Source organism: Sphingobium sp. L-44 (assembly GCF_056859495.1).
In genome coordinates this window covers 1-24,922 of sequence record NZ_JBSXOQ010000123.1, presented here as the reverse complement: position 1 = coordinate 24,922, position 24,922 = coordinate 1, and the positions used below count along the sequence as shown (strand labels likewise).

Genomic DNA, 24,922 nt, shown 5'->3' with positions numbered 1-24,922 from the left:
TGGCATGAGCCGGTCCGACCGCGTGCTGGCCGATGCCGAGGCGGTGCTGCGCCGCCATAGCGAGCGCGGCAAGAGCCTGACCAGCCGTGCGCGCGAACGGCGCAACGCGTCGATCATGCGGCGGCTGGGCCGGATCGCGGGCGCCGCCTTCGCGATCATCATCGCCGCCATGATCGCCGGCTGGTTCATGCCGCTGGGCACCAGTGGCGTGATGATCGTGCTTGGCCTGCTGCTGGTCACCACGCTGTTCTTTGCGCTGCTGCCGGGCGAACGCGCGGTCAGCCCGGACAAGCTGGCGGACACGGCGCTGACCGCCCTGCCGCTCAAGACCGAAATCTGGCTGGAAAATCAGCGCAAGGCCTTGCCCGCGCCAGCGGTCAGCCTGGTCGACAGCATCGGCGTCAAGCTGGAGACGCTGGCGCCGCAGCTCGAACGGCTGGGAGAGCAGGATCCGGCCGCGCACGAGATTCGCAAGCTGCTGGCCGATCATCTGCCCGAACTGGTCACCGGCTATCAGTCGATCCCCGCGCCGCTGCGCCGCGAGGAACGCAATGGCCGCGTGCCCGAGAAGCAGCTGATCGAGGGGCTGTCCGTGATCGACGCCGAGATCGGCCGGATGAGTGAGCAGCTGGCGAGCGGCGATCTCGACAAGCTGGCGACCCAGAATCGTTTTCTGGAGCTGAAATATCAGGAGGCGAAGGAACTTGGCGCCTAGCGCCGTCTTCCTTCCTGCATGATCCACCTCACCCTCATCATCGTCGATTTCCTGACGGGCCTGCTGGCCGCCGGGGCCTGGGCGCTGGCCTCGGCCGGCGGCGCGATCGCGGCCGTGGTGGGCGGCGGGGTGCTGGGGCTATCCTTGTTCCGCCGCTGGCGACGGCGGGGCTGACAGCCGCTGCCTGTGCCGGAGGAGACCGGCGATCCCGCCTGCCTCCGGCACACCCACACTGCCTGATCTAGAAGCGGAAGGTCAGGTAGGTGGCGGCGTAATAGAGGTCGCGGCCGGGTTTGAACTTTTCCGAGACGTCGCCATAGATGGTGTAGAAGCCCAGCGTCATGAACGGGTTGAGCGCATATTGGCCGGCCGCCGTCGCGCGCTTGCCAAAGAAGCGGCTGTCGCTTTCGTCGCCGCGCCGAAGCACCTGGCCCCCGAGCGAATAGACGCCATCCTTGGTGGAGGTGCGCCACAGGCCCGCCGCCGAGAAATCGAGCTTCAGCTTCGCGGTCGGCTGGATTGACAGCTGCGGCTGGATAATCGTCAGATTATGCGGGCCAAGGTCGCCATTATAGGTGAGCGGCTTGGGGAAGAGCGGCGCATAGGTGCCGATCTTGCCGTCATTGGGGTTCTTGTCGCCCGAGCCGACATCGACGCGCAAGGCCAGCTTGGGCTTCCATCCGCCCTGCCAGCCATAGGCGGCTGTGCCGGTGACATAATAGGCGTCGATGTCGAGATCGCCGAACGAGCCCCATTGGCGGATGCCCTCGACATCGATGCTCCAGGCGTCGCGCTTGCCGGCATAGCGCAGCGACAGGGTGCGGCGCTGGTCGCGTGCGGCGGCTTCGCTGTCGAAGGCCAGGCTGGCGCGGTCGGAGGAGACGAACAGCGCTTCGGCGCGACCGGTGCGGGCGCCGGCGCCGAAGCTGCGGCCGGCATGAAAGCCGGTCAGGTCATAATCATGGTTGGTTTCGTCATCGAAGGTGCCGAGCTTTTCCAGCACCGCATGGCCGGTGAGGAAGCCGCCATCCCATGGTCCCTGGGTCGCTATGACGCGCAGCAGGTCGAGCGAGCGGCGAGTGTTGGCGCCTTCGCGCATGTCGAACACGGTCTGGTTGCCGATGCCGATTTCCTGCCGGCCGAGGCGGGCGGTGATGCGACCCTTGCCGACCGGGACATGCGCCTCGACAAAGGCCTGATTGAAATCGAGCCGGCCTTCCTCGATCGGGGCGACGACGGAATCGAGGCCAGTGCTGGTTGCATGTTCGAGATCGACGAAAGCGCGGAACAGACCTTCGACCTGGAGATCGCCCCAGATGCGGCTGCGCTGCTGGAAATTGCCGTCATCATCCTGCGGGCCGCGGCCCCAGCGTTCGCCCAATCGCAGTTCGGGGCGCAGGCGCAGTTCACCGCCTAGCGTGGCATAGGTGTTGCCGACGATCGGCAGATATTTGAGGCGGGTCCACAGGTTCGCGTCGCGCACGTCGCGGAAGCCGGAATAATCCTCGTCATGGTTGATCGGGCGGAAGGCGGGCTTGGGTGCCTTGGGCCGCTCGCCGGTCTGCGATAGGGGCAGTTGGGCCTCGGCCGGCGCCGCATCCTTCTGCGCGACTTCGACAGGAGCGGGCGGCGGGGCGGGGGTGGCTTGTGCCGCGGAGGCGGCCAGGACGGGCGCCAGAAGATCGAACATGCATACTCTCCGGGATATGGGTTTTTCTGGTTATGCGGTGGCCTGGTCGGGCCGTTTTGCGACGAGGCTCTGGAGCAGGTGGACGGCGAGGCCGAAGATCAGGCCCCAGAAGGCGGAGCCAAGCCCGGCCAGCGTCATCCCCGATGCGCTGACAGCGAAAGTGACAAGGGCGGCGTCGCGTCCCCGTTCGGCACGCAGTGCGGTGCTGAGCGAATTGGCGACGACCGGAAACAAGGCGAGGCCCGCCAGCGCGGCGATCAGCGTCTTGGGCAGGGTGGCGAACAGCGCCAGAACGGTGGCGGCAAAGGCGCCGAAGACGAGATAGGTGACACCGCCCGCGATGCCGGCCATGTAGCGGCGGGCGGGATCGGGATGGGCGTCGGGGCCAAGGCAGATGGCGGCGGTGAAGGCGGCGAGATTGAGGCCGTGGCAGCCGAAGGGCGCAAGCGCGATCGAGGCGATGGCGCTGGTCGAGACGATCGGCCGGGCGGCGGGCTGGTCGTAACCGGCGGCGCGCAGCACGGCGATGCCGGGCAGGAACTGGCCGGTCAGCGCGACCACGGCCAGCGGCACCGCGATGCTGGCGGTCGCGGCCCAGTCGAAGCGCGGCGTCGTCCAGACCGGCATGGTGAGGTGCGGCGTGCCGATCGATCCCGACAGGCCGCCGCTGAGTGCGGTGATGGCGACGCCGGTTATCAGCACCGCGACCACGGCATAGCGCGGCGCCAGCACGCGGCCGGCGAAGAAGGCGGCGATCATCGCGATCAGCATCAGCGGCGCGGACGGCACGGCGCCAATCATATCGATAACGAAACGAAAAAGGATGCCAGCCAGCATCGCGGCGGTGATCGCGGCGGGCAGCCGCTGCATCAACCGGTCGAAGGCGCCCGACAGGCCGACCAGCAGGACCGCGAGATTGGCGACGATATAGGCGCCGATCGCGGTCGCGAAATCAGTCTGCGGCAGCATCGTCACCAGCAGCGCCGATCCCGGCGCTGACCAGGCGATGACGATCGGCACGCGCCAGCGCCAGCTTAGCAATATGCCCAACAGGCCGCTGCCGATGGAGATCGCCCAGATCCACGAGGCGACGAGGGCAGGTTCGAGGCCCTGCGCCGCCTGGAAGATGATCACCAGCGGACCGGCATAGGATATGGTGGTGGCGATGATCCCGGCGATGATCGCCGGGATCCAGCCTGTCTGGCTTGCAGTCATGATGGTCCGATCACGCCGCCAGGGCGTAGCTTTCCCGGTTGGCCTGCTGGCGACGGCTCAGCATGAAGACCAGGGTGGCCAGCACCGAGACGAGGCCCGGTATGGCGAAGGCGACGAAATTGAGCGTCATCGGCAGTTGCGCCGCGAGCAGCACGCCGCCCAGCATCGGCCCGACGATCGCGCCGACCCGGCCCATGCCCGATGCCCAACCAAGTCCGGTCGAGCGGACCGACAGGTCATAGAAGTCGGCGACGCTGGCATAGAGCAATATCTGCGTGCCGGTGGTGCCGGCGCCGGCGACGAAGATCAGCAGATAGAGGATCGGCATCGGCCCGTTGAGGCCGAGCAGGCTGATGCAGATCGCGCCGAGCAGGAAATAGGCGATGACCACCTGGGGCAGGCCGAACCGGTCGGCCAGGCGTCCGCCGGCGATCGCGCCGAACATGCCGCCGAAATTGAGTGCCAGCAGGAAGGACAGGCTGGACCCGAGGCTGTATCCGGCGCTGCGCATCAGCTGTGGTAGCCAGGAGCCGAGCGCATAGACCATCAGCAGGCAGCAGAAGAAGCAGAGCCACATCGACAGCGTGCCGAGCGTGCGATTGTGCTGGAAAAGCGCGGCAATGCTGGTCTTGGCGGCGATACCCTGCGGCTGGAGCAGCGGGCCGTCGAGGCGCTCGCCGGGCGACAGCCGCTGAAGGATGGCGCGGGCCTGTTCCTGGCGCCCCTGACGGACCAGGAAGCCGGCCGATTCCGGCAGGCCGCGCAGGACGAGCGGCAGGAGGACGAGCGGCACGGCAGCGGCAAAGAACATCGCCTGCCAGCCGAACAGCGGCAGCAGCCAGATGCCCAGGCCCGCAGCCGCCATGCCGCCCACGGCATAGCCGCTGAACATCAGCGCGACGAGTGTGCTGCGCATCCGCTTGGGCGCATATTCATTGGTCAGTGCGACCGCATTGGGCATCAGCCCCCCGCAGCCGAGGCCGGCGAGAAAGCGCAGCGCGCCGAACATGGTCGGCGTGGTGGCGAAGCCGTTGACGAAGGTGGCGGCGCTGAACAGCGCGAAGCAGATGGTGATGCAGGTCTTGCGGCCGATCCGGTCGCCCAGAGGACCGAAGAAGAGCGCGCCGGACATCATGCCGAACAAGGCCCAGCTGGCGAGCGACCCGGCCTGCGGGGCGCTAAGTCCCCATTGGTCCATCAACTGTGGAAGGACGACGCCGTAAATGAAGACGTCATAGCCATCGACTATAAGCAGGATGGCGCAAGCAATGATGATCTTGAGATGTAGGTTTCCGAACCTGGCTTCGTCGATGTGACGATTTATATCGATACCCTGCATATCGATTCCTCTCCCTTATTGATGGGTATGATTTCTCGGGAAAGTGAATGACATGCAGGGCGACGCCAAATACCAATTAAGTCCCGTTGAAATACGCTACGGGTATGGCGGGCGGTTCGGTGGCTTCAAAGCTCCTCGGTCAGGGCGGCCGGCACCTCATAGCCCCATTGTGCATATTGGCGCGCGATCACCGACGCCATCAGCGCCAGTTCGGGCGAACGGTCGCCGGGGCGGTGGCTCATGATGATCGGGGAGGTGGCCGGCTCGACCAGGTCGCGAAAGGCGACATCGTGGCTGCGGGCGCGATGGACCGATTCGGGGACGATCGCCATCCCCTCCTGCGCCGCGACCAGGCCGATGGCGATCTGCAGTTCGCGCGCCTCATGGACGATGCGCGGTTCGATCGCATGGTCGCGGAACAGTGATATGACCTGGTCGGCATAGCTGGGGCGCGGCGCGCGCGGATAGATGATCTGTGGTTCTTCGGCCAGGTCGCGGATCGAGATCGGTCCTTCGCCGCGGGCCAGCGGGTGGTCCATCGGGAAGGCGGCGACCATCTTCTCATTGCGCAGGATGATGCGACGGACGGCAGGATCCTCGAACCGGATGCGGCCGAAGCCGACATCGATGCGTCCGTCCTTGAGCGCAGCGATCTGTTCCAGGGTGGTGCTTTCCACCATGACCAGTTCGACATTGTCGGCGACCTTGCGAAATTCGCGGATCAGTTCGGGCAGGCGGGCATAGATGGTCGAGGCGACGAAGCCGATCACCAGCCGGCGGCGCTGGCTGGTTGCGGCGGTCTTCACCATCGTCTCGACATCCTCCATCCGCGCCAGCAACTGCAGCGCCTGGGCATGAAGCAGGCGCCCGACATCGGTCAGTCGCAGCGGGCGGCTGGCGCGGTCGAGCAGAGGCGCGCCGACATGCGCCTCCAGTTGCTGGATCGCGCGGGACAATGGCGGCTGGGCAATATGCAGCCGGTCGGCGGCGCGGTTGAAATTGCCTTCGTCGGCCACCGCCACGAAATAGCGCAAGAGGCGCAGGTCCATCACTGACTTATACCTCCAGAGTATGGCCCCTTGACCGCATTGATCTTTGAAACCGGCGCGGACGAGGCATAGCTATCCCATGAAACGTAAGCATTTGGGAGAGTCGCCGCAATGGCTGGATTGAGCCACGCCGATACCTTCATCGTCGATGTGCCGACGATCCGCCCGCATGTGCTGGCCATGGCGACCATGCACGCCCAATCGATGGTGATCGTCCGCCTGACCGATGCCGACGGTATCGAGGGGATTGGCGAGGGGACCACGATCGGCGGCCTCAGCTATGGCGAGGAAAGCCCCGAAAGCATCAAGTCGGCGATCGACACCTATATCGTCCCCGTACTGGAAACCTGCGACCTGGCGCAGGTCGGCGCCACCATGGCCAAAGTCGCCCGCTGCGTGCGCGGCAATCATTTCGCCAAATGCGCGGTTGAAACGGCGCTGCTCGACATGGCGGGCAAGCGGCTGGGCATCGCCGTGTCCGAACTGATCGGCGGCGGCCGGGTGCGCGACAGCCTGCCCGTCGCCTGGACGCTGGCCAGCGGTGATACCGCGCGCGACATTGCCGAGGGCGAGGAAATGCTCGACCGCCGGCGCCACCGCATCTTCAAGCTGAAGATCGGCAAGCGCGAGGTGCGCGATGACGTCGCCCATGTCGGCGCCATCTGCAAGGCGCTGGGCGACCGCGCCAGCGTGCGCGTCGACGTCAACCAGAACTGGTCGGAGGCGCAGGCCAAGATCGGCATGGCCATGCTGCATGATGTCGGCTGCGACCTGGTCGAACAGCCGATCGCCGGCGACGCGATCGCCGCAATGGCGCGCCTGTCGAAGAACCAGCCGGTGCCGCTGATGGCGGACGAGGCGTTGAATGGTCCGCGCAGCGCGATGCGGATCGCCTCGGCCCATGCCGCCGGCGTCTTCGCGCTCAAGATCGCCCAGTCGGGCGGCCTGTTCGCAGCGGCTGACGTGGCCGCGATCGGCACGGCGGCCGGCATCGGACTTTATGGCGGCACGATGCTGGAGGGCGGTGTCGGCACCGTCGCGTCGGCCCATGTCTTTGCCACCCTGCCGGACCTTGCCTGGGGCACCGAATTGTTCGGTCCGCTGCTCCAGACCGAGGACATATTGCGCGATCCGCTTGGCTATGCCGACTTCTCGCTCGCCGTGCCGACCGGGCCGGGCCTGGGCATCGCCTTTGACGAGGACAAGCTCGCCTTCTTCCGACGCGATCGCACGTCGCCGATCCTTCACGCCGTTACCGCAGGAGCCTGAAACCCATGCTGTTCATGGTCGAAATGGACGTCAACATCCCGCTGGATTTCGATGCGGCGGAAGCCGCCCGGATCAAGGCCGCGGAAAAGGCCTATTTCCAGACGCTGCAGGCCGCCGGCACCTGGCGCCATATCTGGCGCAAGGTCGGCCTCTATTCCAACGTCTCGATCTTCGATGTCGAGAGCAATGCCGCCCTGCACGACACGCTGATGGCGCTGCCGCTCTACCCCTTCATGACGATGAAGATCACGCCGCTCTGCCGCCATCCGTCCTCGATCCATGAGGATGATCGCTGATCGTCCGACACAGACCGCAAAGCTTAGGAGAGAAAATATGGGTACCAGCTTCGTAGAAACACCGGAAATCCAGAACCTGCTCGACCGTGTCGCGGGGCTGGGCTGCGACGGTGGCAACGCCCGCATGAAGGGCATCGTTCGCGACCTGATCCAATCCTGCATGACCGTCATCGCCCGCTATGACGTCAGCGAGGACGAGGTGTGGAATGCCGTCAACTTCCTGCAGGGCGCGGCGGGCGCGGGCGAACTGGGCCTGTTGATGCCGGGCGTCGGCCTGGAACATTTCATCGATCTCTACATGGATGCCAAGGATGCCGAGGCCGGCAAGTCGGGCGGCACCCCGCGCACGATCGAAGGGCCGCTCTATGTCGAGGGTGCGCCGATCGTCGAGAGCGGCGCCTATCTGACCGACGATGCCGACGATACCGACACGCTCTACATGACCGGCCGCATCATCGGCCCCGATGGCGAGGCGGTGACGGACGGGTTGGTCCATGTCTGGCATGCGGACTCGCACGGCTTCTATTCGCATTTCGACCCGACCCATGAACAGACGCCGTTCAACAATCGCCGTCGCCTCAAGATCGCGGCCGATGGCACCTATGCCTTCTCGTCGAAGATGCCGAACGGCTATTCGGTGCCGCCGGGCGGCGCGTCCGACAGGCTGATGAAGGCGCTCGGCCGGCACGGCAATCGCCCCGCCCATGTGCATTTCTTCATCGAGGCGCCGGGCTATCGCCGCCTGACCACCCAGATCAACTTCGGCGATGATCCGTTCGCTGCCGACGATTTCGCCTTCGGCACCCGCGAAGGGCTGCTGCCGGTGCCCAACCGTCAGGGTGACAGTGCCCATATCGCCTTCGATTTCCATCTGCAGCGCGCGGACGATGAGGGCGACGAGGCCTTCTCGACCCGCAAGCGCCTGGTGGTGGATGCCGTCGAACCGGTCGCAGAACCGGCCTGAGAGGAGAGAGGATCATGACCAGCCCCATGGCTTTCCTGCGCGACCGTGTTGAAACCGCGGTCGTGGACGATCCGGAAACCGGCATTTTCCGCTGCCGCCGCGACGTCTTCACCGACCCGGAACTGTTCGATCTGGAGATGAAATATATCTTCGAGAGCAACTGGGTCTATCTGGCCCATGAGAGCCAGGTCGAGAAGAAGAACGACTATTTCACCACCTGGATCGGCCATACGCCGGTGATCCTGACGCGGGCCAAGGATGGCGGCCTCAATTGCGTGGTCAATGCCTGCGCCCATCGCGGCGCCAAGCTGTGCCGCCGCAAGCGTGGCAACCAGCCGCTCTTCGTCTGCCCCTTCCATGGCTGGAGCTTCAAGACCGACGGCAAGCTGCTGCGCGCCAAGGATGCCAGCACCGGCGCCTATCCCGACAGTTTCGATCATGAAGGGTCGCACGACCTGACCAAGGTGCGGGTCGAAAGCTATCGCGGCTTCATCTTCGGGTCGCTCAATCATGATGTCCTGCCGCTGGAGGATCATCTGGGCGAGGCCAGGGTCATCATCGACCAGATGGTCGACCAGGCGCCCGAGGGTCTGGAAGTGCTGACCGGCAATTCCACCTACACCTTCCATGGCAACTGGAAGATGCAGATGGAAAATGGCTGCGACGGCTATCATGTCAGTTCGGTCCATGAAAATTACCAGTCGACCATGGGCCGCCGCGCCGAGGGCGGGACCAAGGCGGTCGACGCCAATGGCTGGTCGAAGGCACCGGCAAGCGGCGTCTATGGCTTCGAGCATGGTCATATCCTGCTCTGGACGCAGGTGCTGAACCCCGAGGTCCGGCCGGTCTGGAACTATAAGGACCAGCTGGTCGAGCGACTGGGCGAGGACAAGGCCCGCTTCATCCTGGAGCAGACGCGCAATCTGGCGCTCTATCCCAATGTCTTCCTGATGGATCAGTTTTCGACCCAGATCCGCGTCGTCCGCCCGATCGACGTGCATACGACCGAAGTCACCATCTATTGCTACGCCCCCAAGGGCGAAAGCGCGCAAGACCGGGCGCATCGCATCCGCCAATATGAGGATTTCTTCAACGTCACCGGCATGGGTACGCCCGACGATCTGGAGGAATTCCGCAGCTGCCAGTCGGCCTATGAAGGCGCGGGCGAATTGTGGAACGACCTCAGCCGCGGCGCGACCCGCTGGATCGCCGGGCCGGACAGCAATGCGACGGCGATGGGGATGAATCCGCTACTGTCGAGCGAGCGCAGCGAGGACGAAGGGCTGTTCGTGCGCCAGCATGAATTCTGGGCGCAGATCATGCTCGACGGCATGGCTCGCGAAGCCGGTGCGCCGATGATGGAGGCCGCAGAATGACACTGGTGCTCGACACGGAGCGCGCGGCGCTCTCCTATCAGGATATCTGCGCCTTTCTCTATCGCGAGGCACGGCTGCTCGACGATCGCGAACTGGACGCATGGCTCGAATGCTATTCGGAACAGTGCGAATATTGGATGCCGGCCTGGACCGACGATGATGCGCTGACCACCGATCCGCACAGCGAAATCTCGCTCATCTATTATGGCAACCGCAAGGGGCTGGAGGATCGCGTCTATCGCTTGAAGACCGAACGGTCGTCGGCGAGCACGCCGGAGGCGCGCACCTCGCACTTCCTGGCGAATATCGAGGTGATCGAGACGCGGAGCGATGCGATCGACCTGCGCTACAACTGGCACACGATGAGCCATCGCTACCAGAAGACGCAGCAGTTTTTCGGAACCAGCTTCGTCACGCTGGACATCAGTGGCGCGGCGCCGAAGATCCTGAAGAAGACGATCGTCCTCAAGGACGACTATATTCATCAGGTCATCGACGTCTATCATATCTGAGGGGCGAGCGATGATCTTCCAGGGCCGCTTTGCCGGCAAGGTGATGGTCGTGACCGGCGCGGCGCAGGGCATCGGTGCCGGCGTCGCCACCCGCGCCGCGGCAGAGGGCGCCAGCCTCTTGCTGGTCGACCGGGCGGACTTCGTGGCCGATGTCGAGCAGGCGATCGTGGCGGCGGGCGGCAAGGCGATTTCGGTCACCTGCGACCTTGAAACCTATGAGGGTGCGGCACAGGCGATGGCGGCGGCGATCGCGGCGTTCGGGCGCATCGATATCCTCATCAACAATGTCGGCGGCGCAATCCGCATGCGGCCCTATGCGCAGTTCGAGCCGGAACAGATCGACGCGGAAATCCGACGCTCGCTGATGCCGACCCTCTATTGCTGCCATGCGGTTCTGCCTGCAATGCTGGAACAGGGCGCGGGGACGATCGTCAACCTGTCGTCCAACGCCACGCGCGGCATCCGCCGCGTGCCCTATTCGGCGGCGAAGGGCGGGATCAATGGCCTGACGCAAGCGCTGGCGATGGAATATGCGGAGGCGGGCATTCGTGTCGTCGCGACCGCGCCCGGTGGCACCAGTGCACCGCCGCGCCGCGTGCCGCGTAATGCCGAGGGCGACAATGTTCAGGAACAGGAATGGATGGCCGAGGCGGTGGCGCAGGTGACGTCGTCGGCCTTCATGAAGCGCTACGGCACGCTGGACGAGCAGATCGCGCCCATCCTTTTCCTCGCCTCCGACGAGGCCAGCTATGTGACCGGATCGGTCCTGCCCGTTGCGGGCGGCGATATCGGCTGAAGGGACTGAAGACATGCAGAAAATCTACGACAGCCCGGCGCAGGCCCTTGATGGCCTGTTGTTCGACGGGATGACGATCATGTCGGGCGGCTTCGGCCTTTCCGGCAATCCCGAAAGCCTGATCCCGGAAATCCGGACGAGCGGCGTGAAGGAGTTGACCGTCATCTCCAACAATGCCGGCGCCGACGGTTTCGGCCTGTGGATGCTGCTGGAAAGCCGGCAGGTGCGGAAGATGATTTCTTCCTATGTGGGCGAGAACACGCTGTTCGAAAGCCAGTATCTCTCCGGCGAACTGGAGCTGGAGCTGAACCCGCAGGGGACGCTGGCCGAGCGTATCCGCGCTGGTGGCGCCGGCATCCCGGCCTTCTACACCAAGACCGGCGTCGGCACGGTGGTGGCCGAGGGCAAGCCGATCGAGAATTTCGAGGGCGAGGATTATGTCCGCGAAACCTGGCTGCGCGCTGATCTGTCGATCATCAAGGCGTGGCGCGCCGACCCCGCGGGCAACCTGATGTTCCGCAAGACCGCGCGCAACTTCAACCCGAACATGGCGACCGCCGGCAAGGTGACCGTGGTAGAGGTCGAGGAAATCGTGCCCGAGGGCAGCTTCGACCCCGACTGCATCCATACGCCCGGCATCTATGTCGACCGCATCGTCCTTTCCACCATCAACGAGAAGCGGATCGAGAAGCTGACCGTCCGCGAAAGGGAGATTGCCTGATGCCTTGGACCCGCGACGAGATGGCGGCGCGCGCCGCGAAGGAACTGCGCGACGGCTATTATGTGAACCTCGGCATCGGTATCCCGACCCTGGTGGCGAACCATGTGCCCGAAGGCGTCAATGTCACGCTGCAAAGCGAGAATGGGATGCTCGGCATCGGCCCCTTTCCCTATGAGGGTGAGGCGGACCCGGACCTGATCAACGCCGGCAAGCAGACGATCACCGCGCTGCCGACCAGCAGCTTTTTCTCCTCGGCGGACAGTTTCGCGATGATCCGGGGTGGCCATATCGACATGGCGGTGCTGGGCGCGATGGAAGTGGCCGCCAATGGCGATCTCGCCAACTGGACCATCCCCGGCAAGATGGTGAAGGGCATGGGCGGGGCGATGGACCTGGTCGCGGGCGTCAAGCGCGTGGTCGTGGTGATGGACCATGTGTCGAAAAATGGCAGCCCCAAGATCCTGCCGACCTGCTCGCTGCCGCTCACCGGCAAGGCGGTGGTCGACCTCATCATCACCGACCTCGCCGTGATCGCCGTCGATCGGGCGAAGGGCGGCCTCACCCTTGTCGAACTGGCGCCGGGCGTGACCGAAGCCGAAGTCGTCGAGAAGACCGGCGCGCCGCTGGCGATCCTCGAAAACGCATAAGACTGGAATTTACCGTGCCCAATCTGATCGTCGTCAACCGTGCGGGGGACGAAACCAATATCGATGCCCGTGAGGGTGTCTCCGTGATGGAGGCCATTCGCGACAATGGCTTTGACGAACTGCTCGCCTTGTGCGGCGGCTGCTGTTCCTGCGCCACCTGCCACGTCTTCGTGGATGGGGCCTGGACCGGCGCGGTCGGTGCGGCCAGCGGCGACGAGGATGACCTGCTCGATTCCTCCGACCATCGTGGCGATCGGTCGCGCCTGTCCTGCCAGATCATGATGACGGCCGCGCTCGACGGGCTGCGCGTTGCCATCGCGCCGGAGGATTGAGTATGGCCTTCATCCAGCGTCCCGGTGCGAACCTCTACTGGAAGCGTGACGGGCGGGATGACGCGCCCGCGCTGCTACTGCTGAACAGCATCGGCACCGACATGGATTTGTGGGACGGCGTGCTGCCCCATCTGCGCGATCGCTTCGCTGTGCTGCGGATCGACACGCGCGGACATGGCGCCTCGATCGCCGAGCCGGGCGATTATGCGCTCGCCATGCTGGCCGACGATGTGCTGGCGGCGGCCGATGCGGCCGGGTTCGATCGCTTCTCTGTGGCAGGCGTCTCGCTGGGCGGCATGATCGGCATGGAACTGGCGCTGCGCGCGCCGGGGCGGGTCGAGAAGCTGCTGCCGATCTGCACCTCCGCGACGATGGACAGCGCCTCCTGGAACGACCGTATCGCCAAGGTGCGGGGCGAGGGCATGGCCGCCATCGCCGATCTTGCCATGGGTCGTTTCCTGTCCGACGCCGCCGAGCCGGCCATCTATGAAGCGGTACGACGTCAGTTGCTGACGATGGATGCGCAGGGCTATGCCGGTTGCGGCGCGGCGATCCGCGACATGGACCTGGCCGACCGGATCGGCGGCATCGCCTGTCCGACCCTGGTCGTGACCGGCACGCGCGACATATCGACACCCTATGCGGGGCATGGCGAACATCTGATCGCCCGCATCCCCGGCGCGGCGCATGTGGCGCTGAAAGCCGCGCATCTTGCCCCGCTCGAAGCGCCCGAGGCGCTGGCGGGCGCCATCACCTCTTTCCTGGAAAGCTGAGACATATGGCACAGGCCTTCATCTGCGATGCCGTCCGCACCCCGATCGGCAAGCTCAACGGATCGCTGGCGACCATCCGCGCCGATGATCTGGCGGCGCTGCCGCTCAAGGCGCTGATGGCGCGCAATGAACGGGCCGACTGGTCGGCCCTCGACGATGTGATCCTGGGCTGCGCCAACCAGGCGGGCGAGGATAATCGCAATGTCGCGCGCATGGCGGTGCTGCTGGCAGGCATGGGCGAGGCCGTGCCGGGCGTGACCGTCAATCGGCTTTGCAGCTCGGGCCTCAATGCGCTGGGCATGGCGGCGCAGGCGATCCGCAGCGGCGACGCCGATTTCCTGATCGCCGGCGGCGCCGAGAGCATGACCCGCGCGCCCTATGTGCTGGGCAAGGCCGGCAGCGCCTTTGGCCGCGACCAAAAGATTGAAGACACGACGCTCGGCTGGCGCTTCATCAATCCGGCGATGCAGGCCGCCTATGGCGTCGATACCATGCCCCAGACCGGCGAGAATGTCGCCGAACAATGGGGCATCAGCCGCGAGGAACAGGATCGCTTTGCCCTCGCCAGCCAGGAAAAAGCTGCGCGCGCGCAGGCGAGCGGGCGCTTCGCTGCCGAGATCGTGCCGGTCTCGATCCCGCAGAAGAAGGGCGATCCCCTGCTGTTCGAGGCGGACGAGCATCTGCGCGCCACCAGTCTGGAGGCGCTGGCGAAGCTGAAGCCCGTGGTGAAGGCTGACGGCACGGTGACGGCGGGCAATGCATCGGGCCTGAATGACGGCGCGGCGGCGATGCTGGTCGCGTCGGAAGCGGCTGCGGTAAGGCACGGCCTGACGCCGCGTGCTCGGGTGATCGGCATGGCGGCGGCCGGCATCGCGCCCCGCATCATGGGCGCCGGTCCGATCGAGGCGGCGCGCAAGCTGCTCGCCCACAACGGCATGACCGTCGATCAACTCGACGTGATCGAACTCAATGAAGCCTTTGCCAGCCAGGCGATCGCGACGCTGCGCGACCTGGCCGTCGATCCGTTCGACCCGCGCATCAATCCCAATGGCGGCGCGATCGCGCTTGGTCATCCGCTCGGCATGTCGGGCGCGCGCATCGCGCTGTCGGCGGTCGAGGAACTGCATCGGACCGGTGGGCGCCATGCGCTGGCCTTCATGTGCATCGGCGTCGGCCAAGGGCTGGCCGTCCTGCTGGAGCGGGTGTGATGATGATGGATCGCGCCGATATCGTCATCGTCGGGGCCGGCCATGGCGGCGCGCAATGCGCGATCGCAATGCGCCAGAACGGCTTTGCCGGGACCATCATGGTGGTGGGCCGCGAGCCGGAATATCCCTATGAGCGGCCGCCGCTGTCGAAAGATTATTTCGCGCGCGAAAAGGCGTTCGAACGCTTGCTTATCCGCCCGCCGGCCTTCTGGGCGGAAAAGGATGTGAACTTCCTGCTCGGCACCGAAGTGACGGCGGTCGATCCGGCCGGTAAGCAACTGACGCTCTCCGACGGACGCAGCCTTGGCTATGGCAAGCTCATTTGGGCGACCGGCGGCGATCCGCGCCGGCTGAGCTGCGCGGGCGCCGATCTGGCCGGCGTTCATGCAGTGCGGACCCGCGCCGACTGCGACGCGCTGATGGCGCAAATCGATGCCGGCAAGCGCGAGATCGTGGTCATTGGCGGCGGCTATATCGGGCTTGAGGCGGCCGCGGTGCTGAGCAAGATGGGCCTCAAGGTCACTTTGCTGGAAGCGCTGCCAAGAGTGCTGGCGCGGGTGGCGGGCGAGGAGTTGTCCGCCTTCTACCAGCAGGTCCATCGCGACCATGGCGTCGACCTGCGCCTGGATGCCAGGGTCGATTGCCTGGAGGGGGCGGACGGTCAGGTGACGGCGGTGCGGCTGGCGGATGGCGAGCGCATCCCGGCGCAGGCGGTGATCGTGGGCATTGGCATCATCCCGGCGGTCGAGCCGCTGATCCGTGCCGGGGCCAAGGGCGCCAATGGCGTCGATGTCGATGCCGGGTGCCGCACCTCGCTGCCCGACATCTATGCCATCGGCGACTGCGCCGCCTTTGCCTGCGACTTTGCCGGCGGGCAGGTGATGCGGGTAGAATCCGTCCAGAATGCCAATGACATGGCGACCTGCGTGGCGAAGGCGATCTGCGGCGACGAACGGCCCTATCGCGCCTTCCCCTGGTTCTGGTCCAACCAATATGATCTCAAGCTCCAGACCGCCGGGATCAACGCGGGGTTCGACCAGACGGTGATGCGCGGCACGCCCGCCGACGGCGCCTTCTCGATCGTCTATCTCAGGGATGGCAAGGTCATCGCGCTCGACTGCGTGAACAGCGTGAAGGACTATGTCCAGGGGCGCAAGCTCATCGAGAATGACGTGCAGATCGATATCGACCGGCTTTCGGATAGCAGTGTCGCGCTCAAGGACACCGTCCGCGCAACACTGGCTGCCGTCGACTAAGTGCAGGCGATCGCCGTGCTTCCATGACGGCGGCGGTCGCTGACGGGCCGATCATGACCATGCCAAGGGCGTGGCCACGGCACCCGATGCGGCTGTGGCCACGCCCTTATCAATCCACGACACAAGGAGCGCCTGGCCTAGTTCCAAAGCCCGTTGCAGGTTTCCGCCCACCCCTATGCGCGCGCCGGATTGGTTGCTTCAATCACCTCGCATTCGGTTTGTGCGCCCGATAATATCGGCCCGGCCACAACTTCGCTTTGCAGAAGGTCCGGCAGCTCGTCTAAAGGCAGGCCGTCAGGATCTGAAACACAATGAATTATCGCCATTCCTTCCATGCGGGCAACAGCGCCGATGTCGTCAAGCACAGCCTGTTGATCGCCCTGATACGGGCCTTGCAACACAAGCCGGGCGCGCTCACGCTGATCGACACCCATGCCGGTTGTGGCCTGTACGACCTTGGCGGCGATGCCGCTCAACGCACCGGCGAGGCGACGCAGGGCGTGCTGCGGGCCTTTGCCGACCACAACCCCTTGCTGGACGACTATCGCGCCGCCGTGCGGGCGGTGAATGTGGGGGACGAGCCGCAGCTTTACCCCGGCTCGCCGCGGTTTCTGGCACAGCTTTTGCGCCCGCAGGATGTCCTGATCCTCAACGAGAAGCACCCGGAAGACGCTTACACCCTGCGCGGGGCGATGCGGGGGACCAGCGCTGCCGTGCATGAACGCGACGCCTACGAATTGTGGCTGGCCATGGTACCGCCCCGCACCGCACGCGGCGTGGTAGTGGTCGACCCGCCCTATGAGCAGACGGACGAACGTGCCCGCATCACCGCCACCCTCGCCGCCGCGCAGCGCAAATGGGCGCATGGCGTGACGGTAATCTGGTTTCCGCTGAAAGACTACGCCACGCATGCGCGATGGAAGGCGCAGTTGCGCAAGCTCAGCATCCCAAAATTTCTGTGCGTGGAGCATTGGCTATATGATAGCGAGCAACCCGGCATCTATAACGGTGCGGGCCTCTTCATAGTCAATCCGCCCTACGCTTTCACGCAGGCATTACCGCCCATGTTGGAGGCCTTTCGCGCGGCGTTGGCCCCCGAAGGGCATCGGGGCGAGATTCTCGCCGATTGGTTGAGCGACTAGGATAAACCCAAGCCCACTCTTCCTCCAGAGCGAGCATTGCTGCGCTCCAGATTGCAGGCAGACTGGATCGGGCTGATCGCTGAAACACGAAGTTCGCCGATCATATCGCCAAAGCCGCAGCCCGCAGGCATAACGAGCCGGCAGAGATGATGCGCCTCGAAAAGCCCACCCCTTTCCTGAAATTGTGCTACGCACAACCGTGCTTCGTTGAGCATTCCGATACCTCATCCGCTCCGCATTCCGCTAATGGAGCCGGCATGGGTGCTGCCGCGATCGCCAAGACCATGGGGATCGGTCGGGCATCGGTCTATCCGGCACTGGCTGACTGATCGGCATCCTCCGGGCCCCCGTCTTCACCGCCGACGGTCGTTACCAGCATCAGGCCGGGATCATCTCGCCCGATCGTCGACCCGACATCGTCAGGCCACATCGTCATCCGCCGACCATCACCGCCCATGCTCTGGGCGACCGTCAGCGACATCATGGAGATCAGCATATGGCATCACGTTCGAAGCCGAAGGCAACGTCGGCCACCCATGCTGCTGCCCATGATCAGGGGGAGAGCGTCGCCGGGATCATCGAACATATCGATAGCGACGCCGGGGACGATGGCGAGGAAATGATGGCCGAGGACGCTGGTTCACCGCAGCCCTCCAGAACCACCCGACGGACCCCCGCCACCCGCTCCACCTGCCTTGCATCGCCTTGATCTCCATCATGACGCTCGATCCTCCCGCGTGATGATATCCCGCGCGATCACGGCAGGGACGATCGGTGGAGAACGGTTCGAATCCCGTTGCAGAAGTCGAACTACCGCTCCACTTCAACGCTACAACCTGCTACGTTCAACCCTCGAAAAGGCACGCAATATCAGCATGTTTGACGCGAAGAACGGCTTCCCTCCCTCTCCGCCACGACTTCCTAAGTGATTGTCGTTGCTTGACCTTCTGACAGAGCGTCGCTTTTCACCACCCCAGTGCGACAAAGTGGTGCGATTTCAGCTATGACATCTCACCAATTGCATCATCGGCAAGGCAATCATCACTCCCATCAGGTCGTAGGCCGTTTGCGGTGAAGAGGTTTTCCTCTGTCTCCGGCAAGGCCAATTCCCATGTGCTAACCACATCCATGCCTAACCGCCGCGCGAAGGCAACGAGCGCCTTGTCATCAGCATAAATTCGCGTGGCATTGTTCGTTCGAGCGATGGCGATGATCTGACGGTCAACCTTTACCTTCTGCCATGCATCCGTCGAACCTCCGCGCTTATCGCCCGCCCGAATTGCCTCGCCCGTCATGATCGCTGTTTCGATAGCCGCACGCTGGTCAAATGGCCTGACCCTGACGCGTGACAGGCGCTCCAACTCTGCCACAATCGCAGATGCCCCGGCCTCCGCCCGCACCAAAACCTCTGCTAATACCGGCGTGGGAATAATCAGCGTCCCGTTGGCACCCAACTCCGATATCATGCGTTCGATGCGATCCCGCGCTTGGACGACCGGCCTGCCAGTGTTCGGATCATCAGGCGGGTTGGCGGAGGGATTTACCAGCAAGCACAGTGCTGTGCTATCGACCACAATGATCACTGATCGCCATCTCCTTGATCCTGAAGTCGCGAAATATCGTGATATGCTTCAGCATCCATCAGGCGATTGTCACGAACACCTCGAACAGCGGCCAGCGCCTCGGCAATTGGACGATTATCGAGCACTTCAAAACGATCCACTCGAAAATCCAGCATTTTCCAGACACCATCCAACTGACGCTCAAAGCGACCATTCCCATGCAGCCGCACCATGGGACCATAAAGAAGGGGCGCAAGTTCTCGTGCCACTTCCCTCTTCATTTGGATGTTCGTGTGGAAAGCGTCGCCGTCCTGAAGGACAGCGTGAGCGCTTGGATCACGCCCCCCGATGCTCACAATCTGCCCGTCGATAGTGGTATCTTCACGGAACGGCGGGAAAACCATTGGCTTTGGCCTATTCCGTCCTTCAAACGGGATAACTACCCGGCCCGAAGACACCTCGCAAAGCGTTGCAACAGCATTGTCATTGACAAGAAGCTGCTCGATTGCCTTTTGAGCGTTCAGCGCCTCCTTCGGCGCATTTCCAACAAGAACCCCATTGAGCCGTGTCTCAACCTTCGGCGCATCCACGGCATCAACGCGATGGACAAGCTTTGCGCTGCCCTCCTCCAGCCTGACGAAATGAGTATGCTCTGCGTGGCCCAGTAGTCGTGCAAGCGCGCCAAGATACTCTGCCAACCGCGCCATAGGCATGGTGTCAGGCGTAAAAGCGTCAATCCTGAGGACATACTCAACCGGCGTCACGGCTGCCACCTCTCTCACTCACTTGCGGCTGCGCCAATCATTCAAGCGCAGATTAGTCAGCCATTTCCTACAAAGGAAGTGGTTGTCAAAAAATGAGCACTCACCGAGTTAAACCCACTTCAAAGCGCGGAAGCAGTTCAATGCTCCGCAACAACACATCGATCGGCCATTCCCCATAGGATTCTCCAACGCTGCGCGGTGCGTACCCTTGAAGGGCATCACGAACCTCCGGTTCTATACCTGCACGGCGAGCGAGCGTTTTGAACAAATGCCGCCAACCGTGGTTCGGCTGCACATTTGGATCATCGACCCCAATCTCACGCACCCACGCCGCCAGCCTCTCCCCGACCTTCTTACTATGGGCATTCCCCGCAGACCCACCGCGACCACGAGCCGGATCGTAGAAAATCGGCCTTTCGCCCGCCCCCTGCGCAATCTTCAACACACCCTGCTCCAACAGATGAGAATGCAACGGCACAATGCGGGCCTGCCCGCTTTTCGTCGTTCCTGCCTCCGGTGTGATACGCATAGCCCAGACACCATCAATTGAAGCAATATCGGTCCCCCGCATCTGAGTGATCTCGCCGACGCGCGCGCCACTGTATGCACATAGCCAAGGTATCCAGCGCCGAGCGAGGGCATGTTCAGCGGCAATCCGCCCCTGATCATGCGAAAGCGATGCCAGCAATATCGTGCGCGCTTCAACCGAGGTGAAGCTGGCCCCCCGCGATCTCACACGCTTTGGGACCCGCACAGACACGCCAGCCGCCGGGTTGGTGTCAAGCTTCCGATTTTCGACGGCCCACGCGAAGACGACCTTAGAAACGGTAAGGTAGACCTCGCGGATAGTGCGCCCACTGACACCTTGATCCGCAAGAGCCTCTTTCCACCGGATGATGTCATCGGCACAGACACGCCCTCCGTCATCATGCCCGAGATGGCCAGTGAGATGCGCGATTACAGGACGCCATCGCTTGATCGTAGAAGGCGCGGGCTAACGCTCGCGCACATAGCCATCGAATAGCTCCATGAGCTTTGACGGTGACGCGCGACGCAAAGATGAACTGACGGGAGCAATTGCGCCGACGAAAGCCAATGGTGGCGGAGGCATCGCATCGAGCCCCCCGAGCCTTGCCCGCTCGATCCGTGTCCGAAACTCATCAATGATCGGCGCAGCGAGACGATTGGCTTCGGATTTCGAAAGCCGCCCAAGGCGCTTCGTCAGACTCGATTTTCCAATCGCTGATCGAAGCTTTTCAGGAACAATAATGCGGACTTCGAATCCGCCGTCACTCGTCCTTCTGACATGCGTCATCAACCGCATTTTGTCGCACCACTTTGTCGCACTGGGGTGGTGAAAAGCGACGCTCTGTCAGAAGGTCAAGCAACGACAATCACTTAGGAAGTCGTGGCGGAGAGGGAGTCCGCCAAACTGGCGTCCGACATCGTTCCTGTTTATCCAATATAATGGCTAAAATAGCGGATTATGTCGAAGGTGCACCCCTCACCTGTCCGAATGCGTCCCATTGCGTTCCCCTAAAACCGCGCTATTATTGGGGAACGTTTAGGGGAACGTCTGCCATTTTCGCCAAACCGGCAAGGCTCTGACAGGTTCGGCTCCCCTCATAGGAGCCACAATGCCCAAGAAACTCAGCAACGCACTCACTCCGCTGGCTGTGAAAAATGCCAAACCGGGAAGTCATGTCGACGGCGGCGGATTGCGGCTGCTGGTGAAGGAAAGCGGGGCAAAGTCCTGGGTCTACCGCTTCATGCTGAATGGCAAATCTCGCGACATTGGCCTTGGCCCCGCTGGACCGGACGGCATTTCCCTCGCCGATGCCCGCGATGCCCGCGACGCGCTGCGCCTCAAGGTGAAGGCGGGGATTGATCCTCTTGAGGAACGCCAGCGGGAGGCCGCTGCGGCCCTTGCGGCTGCTCAGGCGGCACAGGTCGCCGGAATTACGTTCAAGGCCGTGGCGGAAACCTACATCGGCGCGAATGAGGGAAGCTGGCGCAATGACAAGCACCGGCAGCAATGGAAGAACACGCTGGCCACCTATGCCTATCCGGTGATTGGGGACCTGCCCGTTGCTGAGGTGGCCACCTCACACGTTCTGCAAATCCTTGAGCCTATCTGGAAAACCAAGGCCGAGACTGCCAGCCGCGTGCGGGGGCGCATGGAAACGATCCTCGATGCCGCCAAGGCGCGCGGATACCGGGAAGGCGAAAATCCGGCCCGGTGGCGCGGCCATATAGCGCAAATCCTGCCTGCTCGTTCCCGGCTCACGCGCGGCCATCACAAGGCAATGCCCTATGAAGCGATCCCCGCCTTCGTCGGCGCGCTGCGCAAGCGGAAGGCTGTCGCGGCGCTGGCGCTGGAATTTACCATCCTGACCGCTGCCCGCACTGGGGAAGTGATCGGGGCAACGTGGGATGAAGTCGATCTGGACAAGGCAATCTGGACGGTCCCGGCCAGCCGCATGAAGGCAGGCAAGGAACATCGCGTGCCACTGTCACCCCGCGCGGTAGAGATTTTGAAGTCCACGCAAGGACTGCGCAAGACATGGCTGTTCCCGGCGATCAAGGGCGGGAAAATGTCCGGCATGGCCATGACCATGCTGCTTCGCAGGATGAAAGTCGATGTAACGGTGCACGGCTTCCGTTCAGGCTTCCGCGACTGGGCTGCCGAGTGCACCGGCTATGCCCATGAGGTCGCTGAAATGGCGTTGGCGCACACTATCGAGAACAAGGTGGAGCGGGCCTATCGGCGCGGCGACCTTTTCGAAAAGCGGCGGCGACTGATGGATGATTGGACGACCTACTGCACTTGTAAAGGCATCGCTCGCGGCGAGGTCACTCCAATTCGCAAGGTTGAAGCCCAATAGAGGTTCGAGATTTTCGAATGGGTGGCACCGTCTGTAGAGACTTTGCAATTGCCTCCACATAGCCCGCAAATTAGGTTGTGACGCCCGGAGAAGCAATTCAATCGCGGGGGCGGATCGAGCATGGCTGTAGGGTGGCTCCCCCTCTATCATCGGAGCCGCCACCGGAGAGCGGGATGAAAGAGTTTGAACCGCTGCCTGAGGAGCAGCCGGATGCCAGCGCCTACCACGCTGTTCGCGAACTTCACTATGGCCGCATAGACTGGTTGGCCGAACACATCCGCTGTTCCAACTTCCAAATCAATCCCGAAGTGGCGCGCAAGCTTCTTGCCATGATCGAGGGAACGGATGCCAATTGCTTCTTCGAGATCAAACTTGCCCGTCGGTCAGACATGCCGCCTCGCGCCCACGATCCGCAGCTAAGCGAAATTCGCGACGCGGAAATGGCTATTGCAGTTGCGAGGCTGGGAGGCTTCCGAAGAGGCCATCTAGAGCGTGCGTGCCACAAAGTGGCAGAGGCTTACGGCCTGAAAGCTGATTACGTGAAGAGGCAGGTCCGTTCGCATCGCGAGATGGCAATGCAGGCGATTGAGGCGGAAGAGCTGCAACAGGCTTACGAGCGCGGAGAAGTGGATTTTTTAGGGCGTCCTAAAACACCATAAACTGGCTTTGTCTAAGGCGATTAGTGCCGTTAGTTGAGGTGTTCGTTTTCATCCGGAGGTATTCCATGATGTCGAACATCAACCACACCCAGAAACTTGCCTACAGTATCCGCGAGGCTTGCTCGGTTTCCAGTTTGGGCCGAACGACACTCTACAATCACATTGCCGCTGGTCGCTTGCGCGTAACGCGCGTCGGCGGGCGAACCCTCATTCCGGCAGAAGCGCTGAAAGCCCTGATCGCGGGGGAGATGTGAGCTATGTCCCTCAATAAGCAAAACCCCGGCGGGCAGGCCGGGGCTTCGCGCAATCAACTTGGCGGCTGGTTGCTTCCCTCCATTACCGCATTGGACAGGCAGGCGCAAATGCCTGCCTCCATATTCGGCTTGGCACTTTGGATAGCGCAGAATGCGGCCCATTCTTGTTTGGGGGAGGCGCGCAATGGCTAAGCACGCCTTTTCCGATCATCGGCAGGCAGCACTCGCCCTCCTTTGCGGAAATTACCGGCTCAACCGCCGGGGCGGGGGGTTCTTGGGCCAGCTTGCGGTCGATCCTTCGCCCTTGAGCAACAAGCAAGCCGATTGGCTTGCGAAACTCTTGAACCGCGCGGGCCTGCCGCCTCTGGCAGAGGGAGGTGAGTAATGACCTATCCCGACACGCCGGGGCACAGGAATGTGGACACGGCCAGGGCCGCTGCCGATGCCATGACGCCTAAGCTGGGACGGCTCCAGCGCATGGCGCGCAGGGCAATCTGCGATGCTGGGTCCATAGGGCTTACTGCCGATGAGCTGGCCGCACGGCTTGGCATGGACCGCTGGTCGATCCAGCCGCGCACCAGCGAACTGAAGCGCAAAGGGCTTATCCGTGACAGCGGGCAGCGCAGGCCGAATGCAACCGGCAAGCTGGCCATTGTCTGGATAGCCTGCTGACTCGCCGCCATGCCCAAGGCGCAACAGAGCGCTCGGCATGGCGGCGATTTGAAACTTCACCGGAAAGGGGTTTTCGGTGAAGTTTCAAGTGCACCGCTCCGGCCGCAATCACCCGATAAACCGCCGATTAGCCGAGATGGCACGGCTCTTGCTATTATTTATCCTACTTTAGGTGTTGCAGCACATTCTGGTAACCGCACTGTCAGAGGCGGCGCACGCAATCATGCCGACCGGGCGAGTTATGAGTTGAGCGTCGCGCATGTCGGCAATCTCATAGACGCAGCGCGACACGCCGATGCCATTGGCCTGCCGCTCAATCGCATGATTACAATTCACTGGGAGGCGGCTGGCGCGCCATTGGAGGCCATCGCAAGGGCGACTGGGCGCTTCATCGATCTGATGACTAACCTCTCCTATTCACCGGGGCGGTCAGGAGGGTTGGCGGGAGTAGCGTAAGGTTCTGTTCTGAAGTAGGAAATTGGGTGTCTAAACCATCCCTTCTGCGGGACAGAAAAAGCCACGGCCCACACCCGCCATGAACGATGCTAGCCCAACCGGATTTGGATTCCCAGCGGTGGGCCGAAAGAAAATCACCGCCGCCTTCGACGGGGCACGGCTGACTTCGGACGGTGGGGTTTTGCTGGTGGCCCAGGCCGAACGCGAGCTGGATATCTGCAGGCAGCTTGCCGCTTGCATTGCCGATCCGCGCGATCCCTGTCGTGTGATCCATAAACTGGATGATATCTTGCGGGCGCGGGTTCTGGCGATTGCCTGCGCCTACGAGGACGCCGACGACCTTGATGCCCTGCGCGACGATCCGGGCTTT

General features: G+C 63.3%; 32 protein-coding genes. 23 read left to right on the top strand and 9 right to left on the bottom strand.

Annotation, left to right across the window (positions count from 1 at the left end; all coding sequences use genetic code 11):
• Positions 1-4: 4 nt before the first annotated feature.
• Together AC13EK_RS23990 and AC13EK_RS23985 are read left to right on the top strand one after the other, a co-directional pair.
• Positions 5-715 carry a hypothetical protein gene (locus AC13EK_RS23990; protein ID WP_069336848.1) on the top strand — a complete coding sequence of 237 codons (711 nt, stop codon included), beginning with the start codon at positions 5-7 and terminating at the stop codon, positions 713-715.
• A gap of 18 nt (positions 716-733) precedes the next feature.
• On the top strand, positions 734-889 hold the full coding sequence (locus AC13EK_RS23985; RefSeq protein ID WP_004210133.1) for a hypothetical protein: 156 nt from the start codon (positions 734-736) through the stop codon (positions 887-889).
• A 67-nt stretch (positions 890-956) separates the two neighbouring features.
• Here AC13EK_RS23985 and AC13EK_RS23980 read toward each other — a convergent pair whose 3' ends face one another.
• The 4 genes from AC13EK_RS23980 to AC13EK_RS23965 form a co-directional block, all read right to left on the bottom strand.
• Positions 957-2,405 (bottom strand): alginate export family protein, encoded by a 1,449-nt coding sequence (locus AC13EK_RS23980; protein ID WP_069336847.1) that lies wholly within the window; start codon positions 2,403-2,405, stop codon positions 957-959.
• A 30-nt stretch (positions 2,406-2,435) separates the two neighbouring features.
• Positions 2,436-3,620, bottom strand: a complete 1,185-nt coding sequence (locus AC13EK_RS23975) for a benzoate/H(+) symporter BenE family transporter (protein ID WP_277788297.1) — start codon at positions 3,618-3,620, stop codon at positions 2,436-2,438.
• A gap of 10 nt (positions 3,621-3,630) precedes the next feature.
• Entirely contained in the window at positions 3,631-4,959 is a 1,329-nt protein-coding gene (locus tag AC13EK_RS23970; RefSeq protein ID WP_069336844.1) for an MFS transporter, read from the bottom strand.
• Between the two features lie 125 nt (positions 4,960-5,084).
• Complete coding sequence (locus AC13EK_RS23965) at positions 5,085-6,008, bottom strand: LysR family transcriptional regulator (protein WP_017499296.1); 924 nt, start codon at positions 6,006-6,008, stop codon at positions 5,085-5,087.
• Positions 6,009-6,119: 111 nt separating this feature from the next.
• Between AC13EK_RS23965 and AC13EK_RS23960 the strand changes: the two genes are divergently transcribed.
• The 13 genes from AC13EK_RS23960 to AC13EK_RS23900 all read left to right on the top strand — a co-directional run bounded on the left by AC13EK_RS23960 (position 6,120) and on the right by AC13EK_RS23900 (position 17,300).
• A complete protein-coding gene (locus AC13EK_RS23960) occupies positions 6,120-7,277 on the top strand; it encodes a muconate/chloromuconate family cycloisomerase (RefSeq protein ID WP_069336843.1) in 1,158 nt (385 codons plus the stop codon).
• Positions 7,278-7,282: 5 nt separating this feature from the next.
• Entirely contained in the window at positions 7,283-7,573 is a 291-nt protein-coding gene (gene catC / locus AC13EK_RS23955; RefSeq protein ID WP_037511893.1) for a muconolactone Delta-isomerase, read from the top strand.
• A 37-nt stretch (positions 7,574-7,610) separates the two neighbouring features.
• Positions 7,611-8,537 (top strand): dioxygenase family protein, encoded by a 927-nt coding sequence (locus tag AC13EK_RS23950; protein ID WP_069336842.1) that lies wholly within the window; start codon positions 7,611-7,613, stop codon positions 8,535-8,537.
• A 26-nt stretch (positions 8,538-8,563) separates the two neighbouring features.
• Entirely contained in the window at positions 8,564-9,913 is a 1,350-nt protein-coding gene (locus tag AC13EK_RS23945) for an SRPBCC family protein (RefSeq protein WP_081331669.1), read from the top strand.
• Positions 9,910-10,425, top strand: coding sequence for a benzoate 1,2-dioxygenase small subunit (gene benB, locus AC13EK_RS23940; protein ID WP_069336840.1), 516 nt, complete (start codon positions 9,910-9,912; stop codon positions 10,423-10,425). The genes AC13EK_RS23945 and benB overlap by 4 nt, the downstream gene beginning before the upstream one ends.
• 10 nt (positions 10,426-10,435) lie before the next feature.
• Positions 10,436-11,221, top strand: coding sequence for a benzoate diol dehydrogenase BenD (gene benD, locus AC13EK_RS23935; RefSeq protein WP_069336839.1), 786 nt, complete (start codon positions 10,436-10,438; stop codon positions 11,219-11,221).
• A gap of 13 nt (positions 11,222-11,234) precedes the next feature.
• Positions 11,235-11,942, top strand: a complete 708-nt coding sequence (locus AC13EK_RS23930) for a CoA transferase subunit A (RefSeq protein WP_069336838.1) — start codon at positions 11,235-11,237, stop codon at positions 11,940-11,942.
• Complete coding sequence (locus AC13EK_RS23925; RefSeq protein WP_069336837.1) at positions 11,942-12,589, top strand: 3-oxoacid CoA-transferase subunit B; 648 nt, start codon at positions 11,942-11,944, stop codon at positions 12,587-12,589. Before AC13EK_RS23930 ends, AC13EK_RS23925 begins: the two co-directional genes overlap by 1 nt.
• Positions 12,590-12,603: 14 nt before the next feature.
• Complete coding sequence (locus AC13EK_RS23920; RefSeq protein ID WP_483022422.1) at positions 12,604-12,921, top strand: 2Fe-2S iron-sulfur cluster-binding protein; 318 nt, start codon at positions 12,604-12,606, stop codon at positions 12,919-12,921.
• Positions 12,922-12,923: 2 nt separating this feature from the next.
• Positions 12,924-13,694, top strand: coding sequence for a 3-oxoadipate enol-lactonase (pcaD, locus tag AC13EK_RS23915; protein WP_483022421.1), 771 nt, complete (start codon positions 12,924-12,926; stop codon positions 13,692-13,694).
• 5 nt (positions 13,695-13,699) lie between these two features.
• Positions 13,700-14,902: a 3-oxoadipyl-CoA thiolase gene (gene pcaF, locus AC13EK_RS23910; protein WP_483022420.1), complete on the top strand. Its 1,203-nt coding sequence runs from the start codon at positions 13,700-13,702 to the stop codon at positions 14,900-14,902.
• Positions 14,903-14,907: 5 nt separating this feature from the next.
• The gene (locus tag AC13EK_RS23905; protein WP_069336846.1) at positions 14,908-16,158 is read left to right on the top strand and encodes an NAD(P)/FAD-dependent oxidoreductase; all 1,251 of its coding nucleotides are present in this window, start codon (positions 14,908-14,910) and stop codon (positions 16,156-16,158) included.
• A 311-nt stretch (positions 16,159-16,469) separates the two neighbouring features.
• Positions 16,470-17,300, top strand: a complete 831-nt coding sequence (locus AC13EK_RS23900) for a 23S rRNA (adenine(2030)-N(6))-methyltransferase RlmJ (protein WP_069336834.1) — start codon at positions 16,470-16,472, stop codon at positions 17,298-17,300.
• 307 nt (positions 17,301-17,607) lie between these two features.
• On the opposite strand, the gene AC13EK_RS23895 is transcribed toward AC13EK_RS23900, so the two are convergent.
• On the bottom strand, positions 17,608-17,784 hold the full coding sequence (locus tag AC13EK_RS23895; protein WP_279727630.1) for a hypothetical protein: 177 nt from the start codon (positions 17,782-17,784) through the stop codon (positions 17,608-17,610).
• 12 nt (positions 17,785-17,796) lie between these two features.
• Here AC13EK_RS23895 and AC13EK_RS23890 point away from each other — a divergent pair, with 12 nt between their 5' ends.
• Positions 17,797-18,009: a hypothetical protein gene (locus AC13EK_RS23890; protein ID WP_048936326.1), complete on the top strand. Its 213-nt coding sequence runs from the start codon at positions 17,797-17,799 to the stop codon at positions 18,007-18,009.
• Positions 18,010-18,301: 292 nt separating this feature from the next.
• Here AC13EK_RS23890 and AC13EK_RS23885 read toward each other — a convergent pair whose 3' ends face one another.
• The 4 genes from AC13EK_RS23885 to AC13EK_RS23870 all read right to left on the bottom strand — a co-directional run bounded on the left by AC13EK_RS23885 (position 18,302) and on the right by AC13EK_RS23870 (position 20,950).
• Positions 18,302-18,883 carry a PIN domain-containing protein gene (locus AC13EK_RS23885; RefSeq protein ID WP_125985738.1) on the bottom strand — a complete coding sequence of 194 codons (582 nt, stop codon included), beginning with the start codon at positions 18,881-18,883 and terminating at the stop codon, positions 18,302-18,304.
• A complete protein-coding gene (locus tag AC13EK_RS23880) occupies positions 18,880-19,635 on the bottom strand; it encodes a hypothetical protein (protein ID WP_125985739.1) in 756 nt (251 codons plus the stop codon). The genes AC13EK_RS23885 and AC13EK_RS23880 overlap by 4 nt, the downstream gene beginning before the upstream one ends.
• A 91-nt stretch (positions 19,636-19,726) precedes the next feature.
• The gene (locus AC13EK_RS23875) at positions 19,727-20,314 is read right to left on the bottom strand and encodes a site-specific integrase (protein WP_139149982.1); all 588 of its coding nucleotides are present in this window, start codon (positions 20,312-20,314) and stop codon (positions 19,727-19,729) included.
• Between the two features lie 306 nt (positions 20,315-20,620).
• Positions 20,621-20,950 (bottom strand): hypothetical protein, encoded by a 330-nt coding sequence (locus tag AC13EK_RS23870; RefSeq protein WP_483022419.1) that lies wholly within the window; start codon positions 20,948-20,950, stop codon positions 20,621-20,623.
• 313 nt (positions 20,951-21,263) lie between these two features.
• Here AC13EK_RS23870 and AC13EK_RS23865 point away from each other — a divergent pair, with 313 nt between their 5' ends.
• The 7 genes from AC13EK_RS23865 to AC13EK_RS23835 form a co-directional block, all read left to right on the top strand.
• A complete protein-coding gene (locus tag AC13EK_RS23865) occupies positions 21,264-22,511 on the top strand; it encodes a tyrosine-type recombinase/integrase (protein ID WP_483022418.1) in 1,248 nt (415 codons plus the stop codon).
• A 173-nt stretch (positions 22,512-22,684) separates the two neighbouring features.
• Positions 22,685-23,170: a hypothetical protein gene (locus tag AC13EK_RS23860; RefSeq protein ID WP_483022417.1), complete on the top strand. Its 486-nt coding sequence runs from the start codon at positions 22,685-22,687 to the stop codon at positions 23,168-23,170.
• A 65-nt stretch (positions 23,171-23,235) separates the two neighbouring features.
• A complete protein-coding gene (locus AC13EK_RS23855; RefSeq protein ID WP_483022416.1) occupies positions 23,236-23,424 on the top strand; it encodes a helix-turn-helix domain-containing protein in 189 nt (62 codons plus the stop codon).
• A 3-nt stretch (positions 23,425-23,427) separates the two neighbouring features.
• Complete coding sequence (locus tag AC13EK_RS23850) at positions 23,428-23,616, top strand: hypothetical protein (RefSeq protein WP_483022415.1); 189 nt, start codon at positions 23,428-23,430, stop codon at positions 23,614-23,616.
• Between the two features lie 192 nt (positions 23,617-23,808).
• Complete coding sequence (locus tag AC13EK_RS23845; protein ID WP_483022414.1) at positions 23,809-24,096, top strand: hypothetical protein; 288 nt, start codon at positions 23,809-23,811, stop codon at positions 24,094-24,096.
• A gap of 9 nt (positions 24,097-24,105) precedes the next feature.
• Positions 24,106-24,552, top strand: coding sequence for a hypothetical protein (locus tag AC13EK_RS23840; protein WP_483022413.1), 447 nt, complete (start codon positions 24,106-24,108; stop codon positions 24,550-24,552).
• A gap of 79 nt (positions 24,553-24,631) precedes the next feature.
• On the top strand, positions 24,632-24,922 hold a 291-nt coding region (locus AC13EK_RS23835; protein ID WP_483022412.1), incomplete at its 3' end, for a transposase.

Excerpts from the sequence above, each read along its gene's own strand:
- AC13EK_RS23990 (WP_069336848.1), top strand. The coding sequence starts at position 5 with ATGAGCCGGTCCGACCGCGTGCTGGCCGATGCCGAGGCGGTGCTGCGC.
- AC13EK_RS23985 (WP_004210133.1), top strand. The coding sequence starts at position 734 with ATGATCCACCTCACCCTCATCATCGTCGATTTCCTGACGGGCCTGCTG.
- AC13EK_RS23980 (WP_069336847.1), bottom strand. The coding sequence starts at position 2,405 with ATGTTCGATCTTCTGGCGCCCGTCCTGGCCGCCTCCGCGGCACAAGCC.
- AC13EK_RS23975 (WP_277788297.1), bottom strand. The coding sequence starts at position 3,620 with ATGACTGCAAGCCAGACAGGCTGGATCCCGGCGATCATCGCCGGGATC.
- AC13EK_RS23970 (WP_069336844.1), bottom strand. The coding sequence starts at position 4,959 with ATGCAGGGTATCGATATAAATCGTCACATCGACGAAGCCAGGTTCGGA.
- AC13EK_RS23965 (WP_017499296.1), bottom strand. The coding sequence starts at position 6,008 with ATGGACCTGCGCCTCTTGCGCTATTTCGTGGCGGTGGCCGACGAAGGC.
- AC13EK_RS23960 (WP_069336843.1), top strand. The coding sequence starts at position 6,120 with ATGGCTGGATTGAGCCACGCCGATACCTTCATCGTCGATGTGCCGACG.
- catC (WP_037511893.1), top strand. The coding sequence starts at position 7,283 with ATGCTGTTCATGGTCGAAATGGACGTCAACATCCCGCTGGATTTCGAT.
- AC13EK_RS23950 (WP_069336842.1), top strand. The coding sequence starts at position 7,611 with ATGGGTACCAGCTTCGTAGAAACACCGGAAATCCAGAACCTGCTCGAC.
- AC13EK_RS23945 (WP_081331669.1), top strand. The coding sequence starts at position 8,564 with ATGGCTTTCCTGCGCGACCGTGTTGAAACCGCGGTCGTGGACGATCCG.
- benB (WP_069336840.1), top strand. The coding sequence starts at position 9,910 with ATGACACTGGTGCTCGACACGGAGCGCGCGGCGCTCTCCTATCAGGAT.
- benD (WP_069336839.1), top strand. The coding sequence starts at position 10,436 with ATGATCTTCCAGGGCCGCTTTGCCGGCAAGGTGATGGTCGTGACCGGC.
- AC13EK_RS23930 (WP_069336838.1), top strand. The coding sequence starts at position 11,235 with ATGCAGAAAATCTACGACAGCCCGGCGCAGGCCCTTGATGGCCTGTTG.
- AC13EK_RS23925 (WP_069336837.1), top strand. The coding sequence starts at position 11,942 with ATGCCTTGGACCCGCGACGAGATGGCGGCGCGCGCCGCGAAGGAACTG.
- pcaD (WP_483022421.1), top strand. The coding sequence starts at position 12,924 with ATGGCCTTCATCCAGCGTCCCGGTGCGAACCTCTACTGGAAGCGTGAC.
- pcaF (WP_483022420.1), top strand. The coding sequence starts at position 13,700 with ATGGCACAGGCCTTCATCTGCGATGCCGTCCGCACCCCGATCGGCAAG.
- AC13EK_RS23905 (WP_069336846.1), top strand. The coding sequence starts at position 14,908 with ATGGATCGCGCCGATATCGTCATCGTCGGGGCCGGCCATGGCGGCGCG.
- AC13EK_RS23900 (WP_069336834.1), top strand. The coding sequence starts at position 16,470 with ATGAATTATCGCCATTCCTTCCATGCGGGCAACAGCGCCGATGTCGTC.
- AC13EK_RS23895 (WP_279727630.1), bottom strand. The coding sequence starts at position 17,784 with ATGATGTCGCTGACGGTCGCCCAGAGCATGGGCGGTGATGGTCGGCGG.
- AC13EK_RS23890 (WP_048936326.1), top strand. The coding sequence starts at position 17,797 with ATGGCATCACGTTCGAAGCCGAAGGCAACGTCGGCCACCCATGCTGCT.
- AC13EK_RS23870 (WP_483022419.1), bottom strand. The coding sequence starts at position 20,950 with ATGCGGTTGATGACGCATGTCAGAAGGACGAGTGACGGCGGATTCGAA.
- AC13EK_RS23865 (WP_483022418.1), top strand. The coding sequence starts at position 21,264 with ATGCCCAAGAAACTCAGCAACGCACTCACTCCGCTGGCTGTGAAAAAT.
- AC13EK_RS23860 (WP_483022417.1), top strand. The coding sequence starts at position 22,685 with ATGAAAGAGTTTGAACCGCTGCCTGAGGAGCAGCCGGATGCCAGCGCC.
- AC13EK_RS23855 (WP_483022416.1), top strand. The coding sequence starts at position 23,236 with ATGATGTCGAACATCAACCACACCCAGAAACTTGCCTACAGTATCCGC.
- AC13EK_RS23850 (WP_483022415.1), top strand. The coding sequence starts at position 23,428 with ATGTCCCTCAATAAGCAAAACCCCGGCGGGCAGGCCGGGGCTTCGCGC.
- AC13EK_RS23845 (WP_483022414.1), top strand. The coding sequence starts at position 23,809 with ATGACCTATCCCGACACGCCGGGGCACAGGAATGTGGACACGGCCAGG.
- AC13EK_RS23840 (WP_483022413.1), top strand. The coding sequence starts at position 24,106 with ATGCCCAAGGCGCAACAGAGCGCTCGGCATGGCGGCGATTTGAAACTT.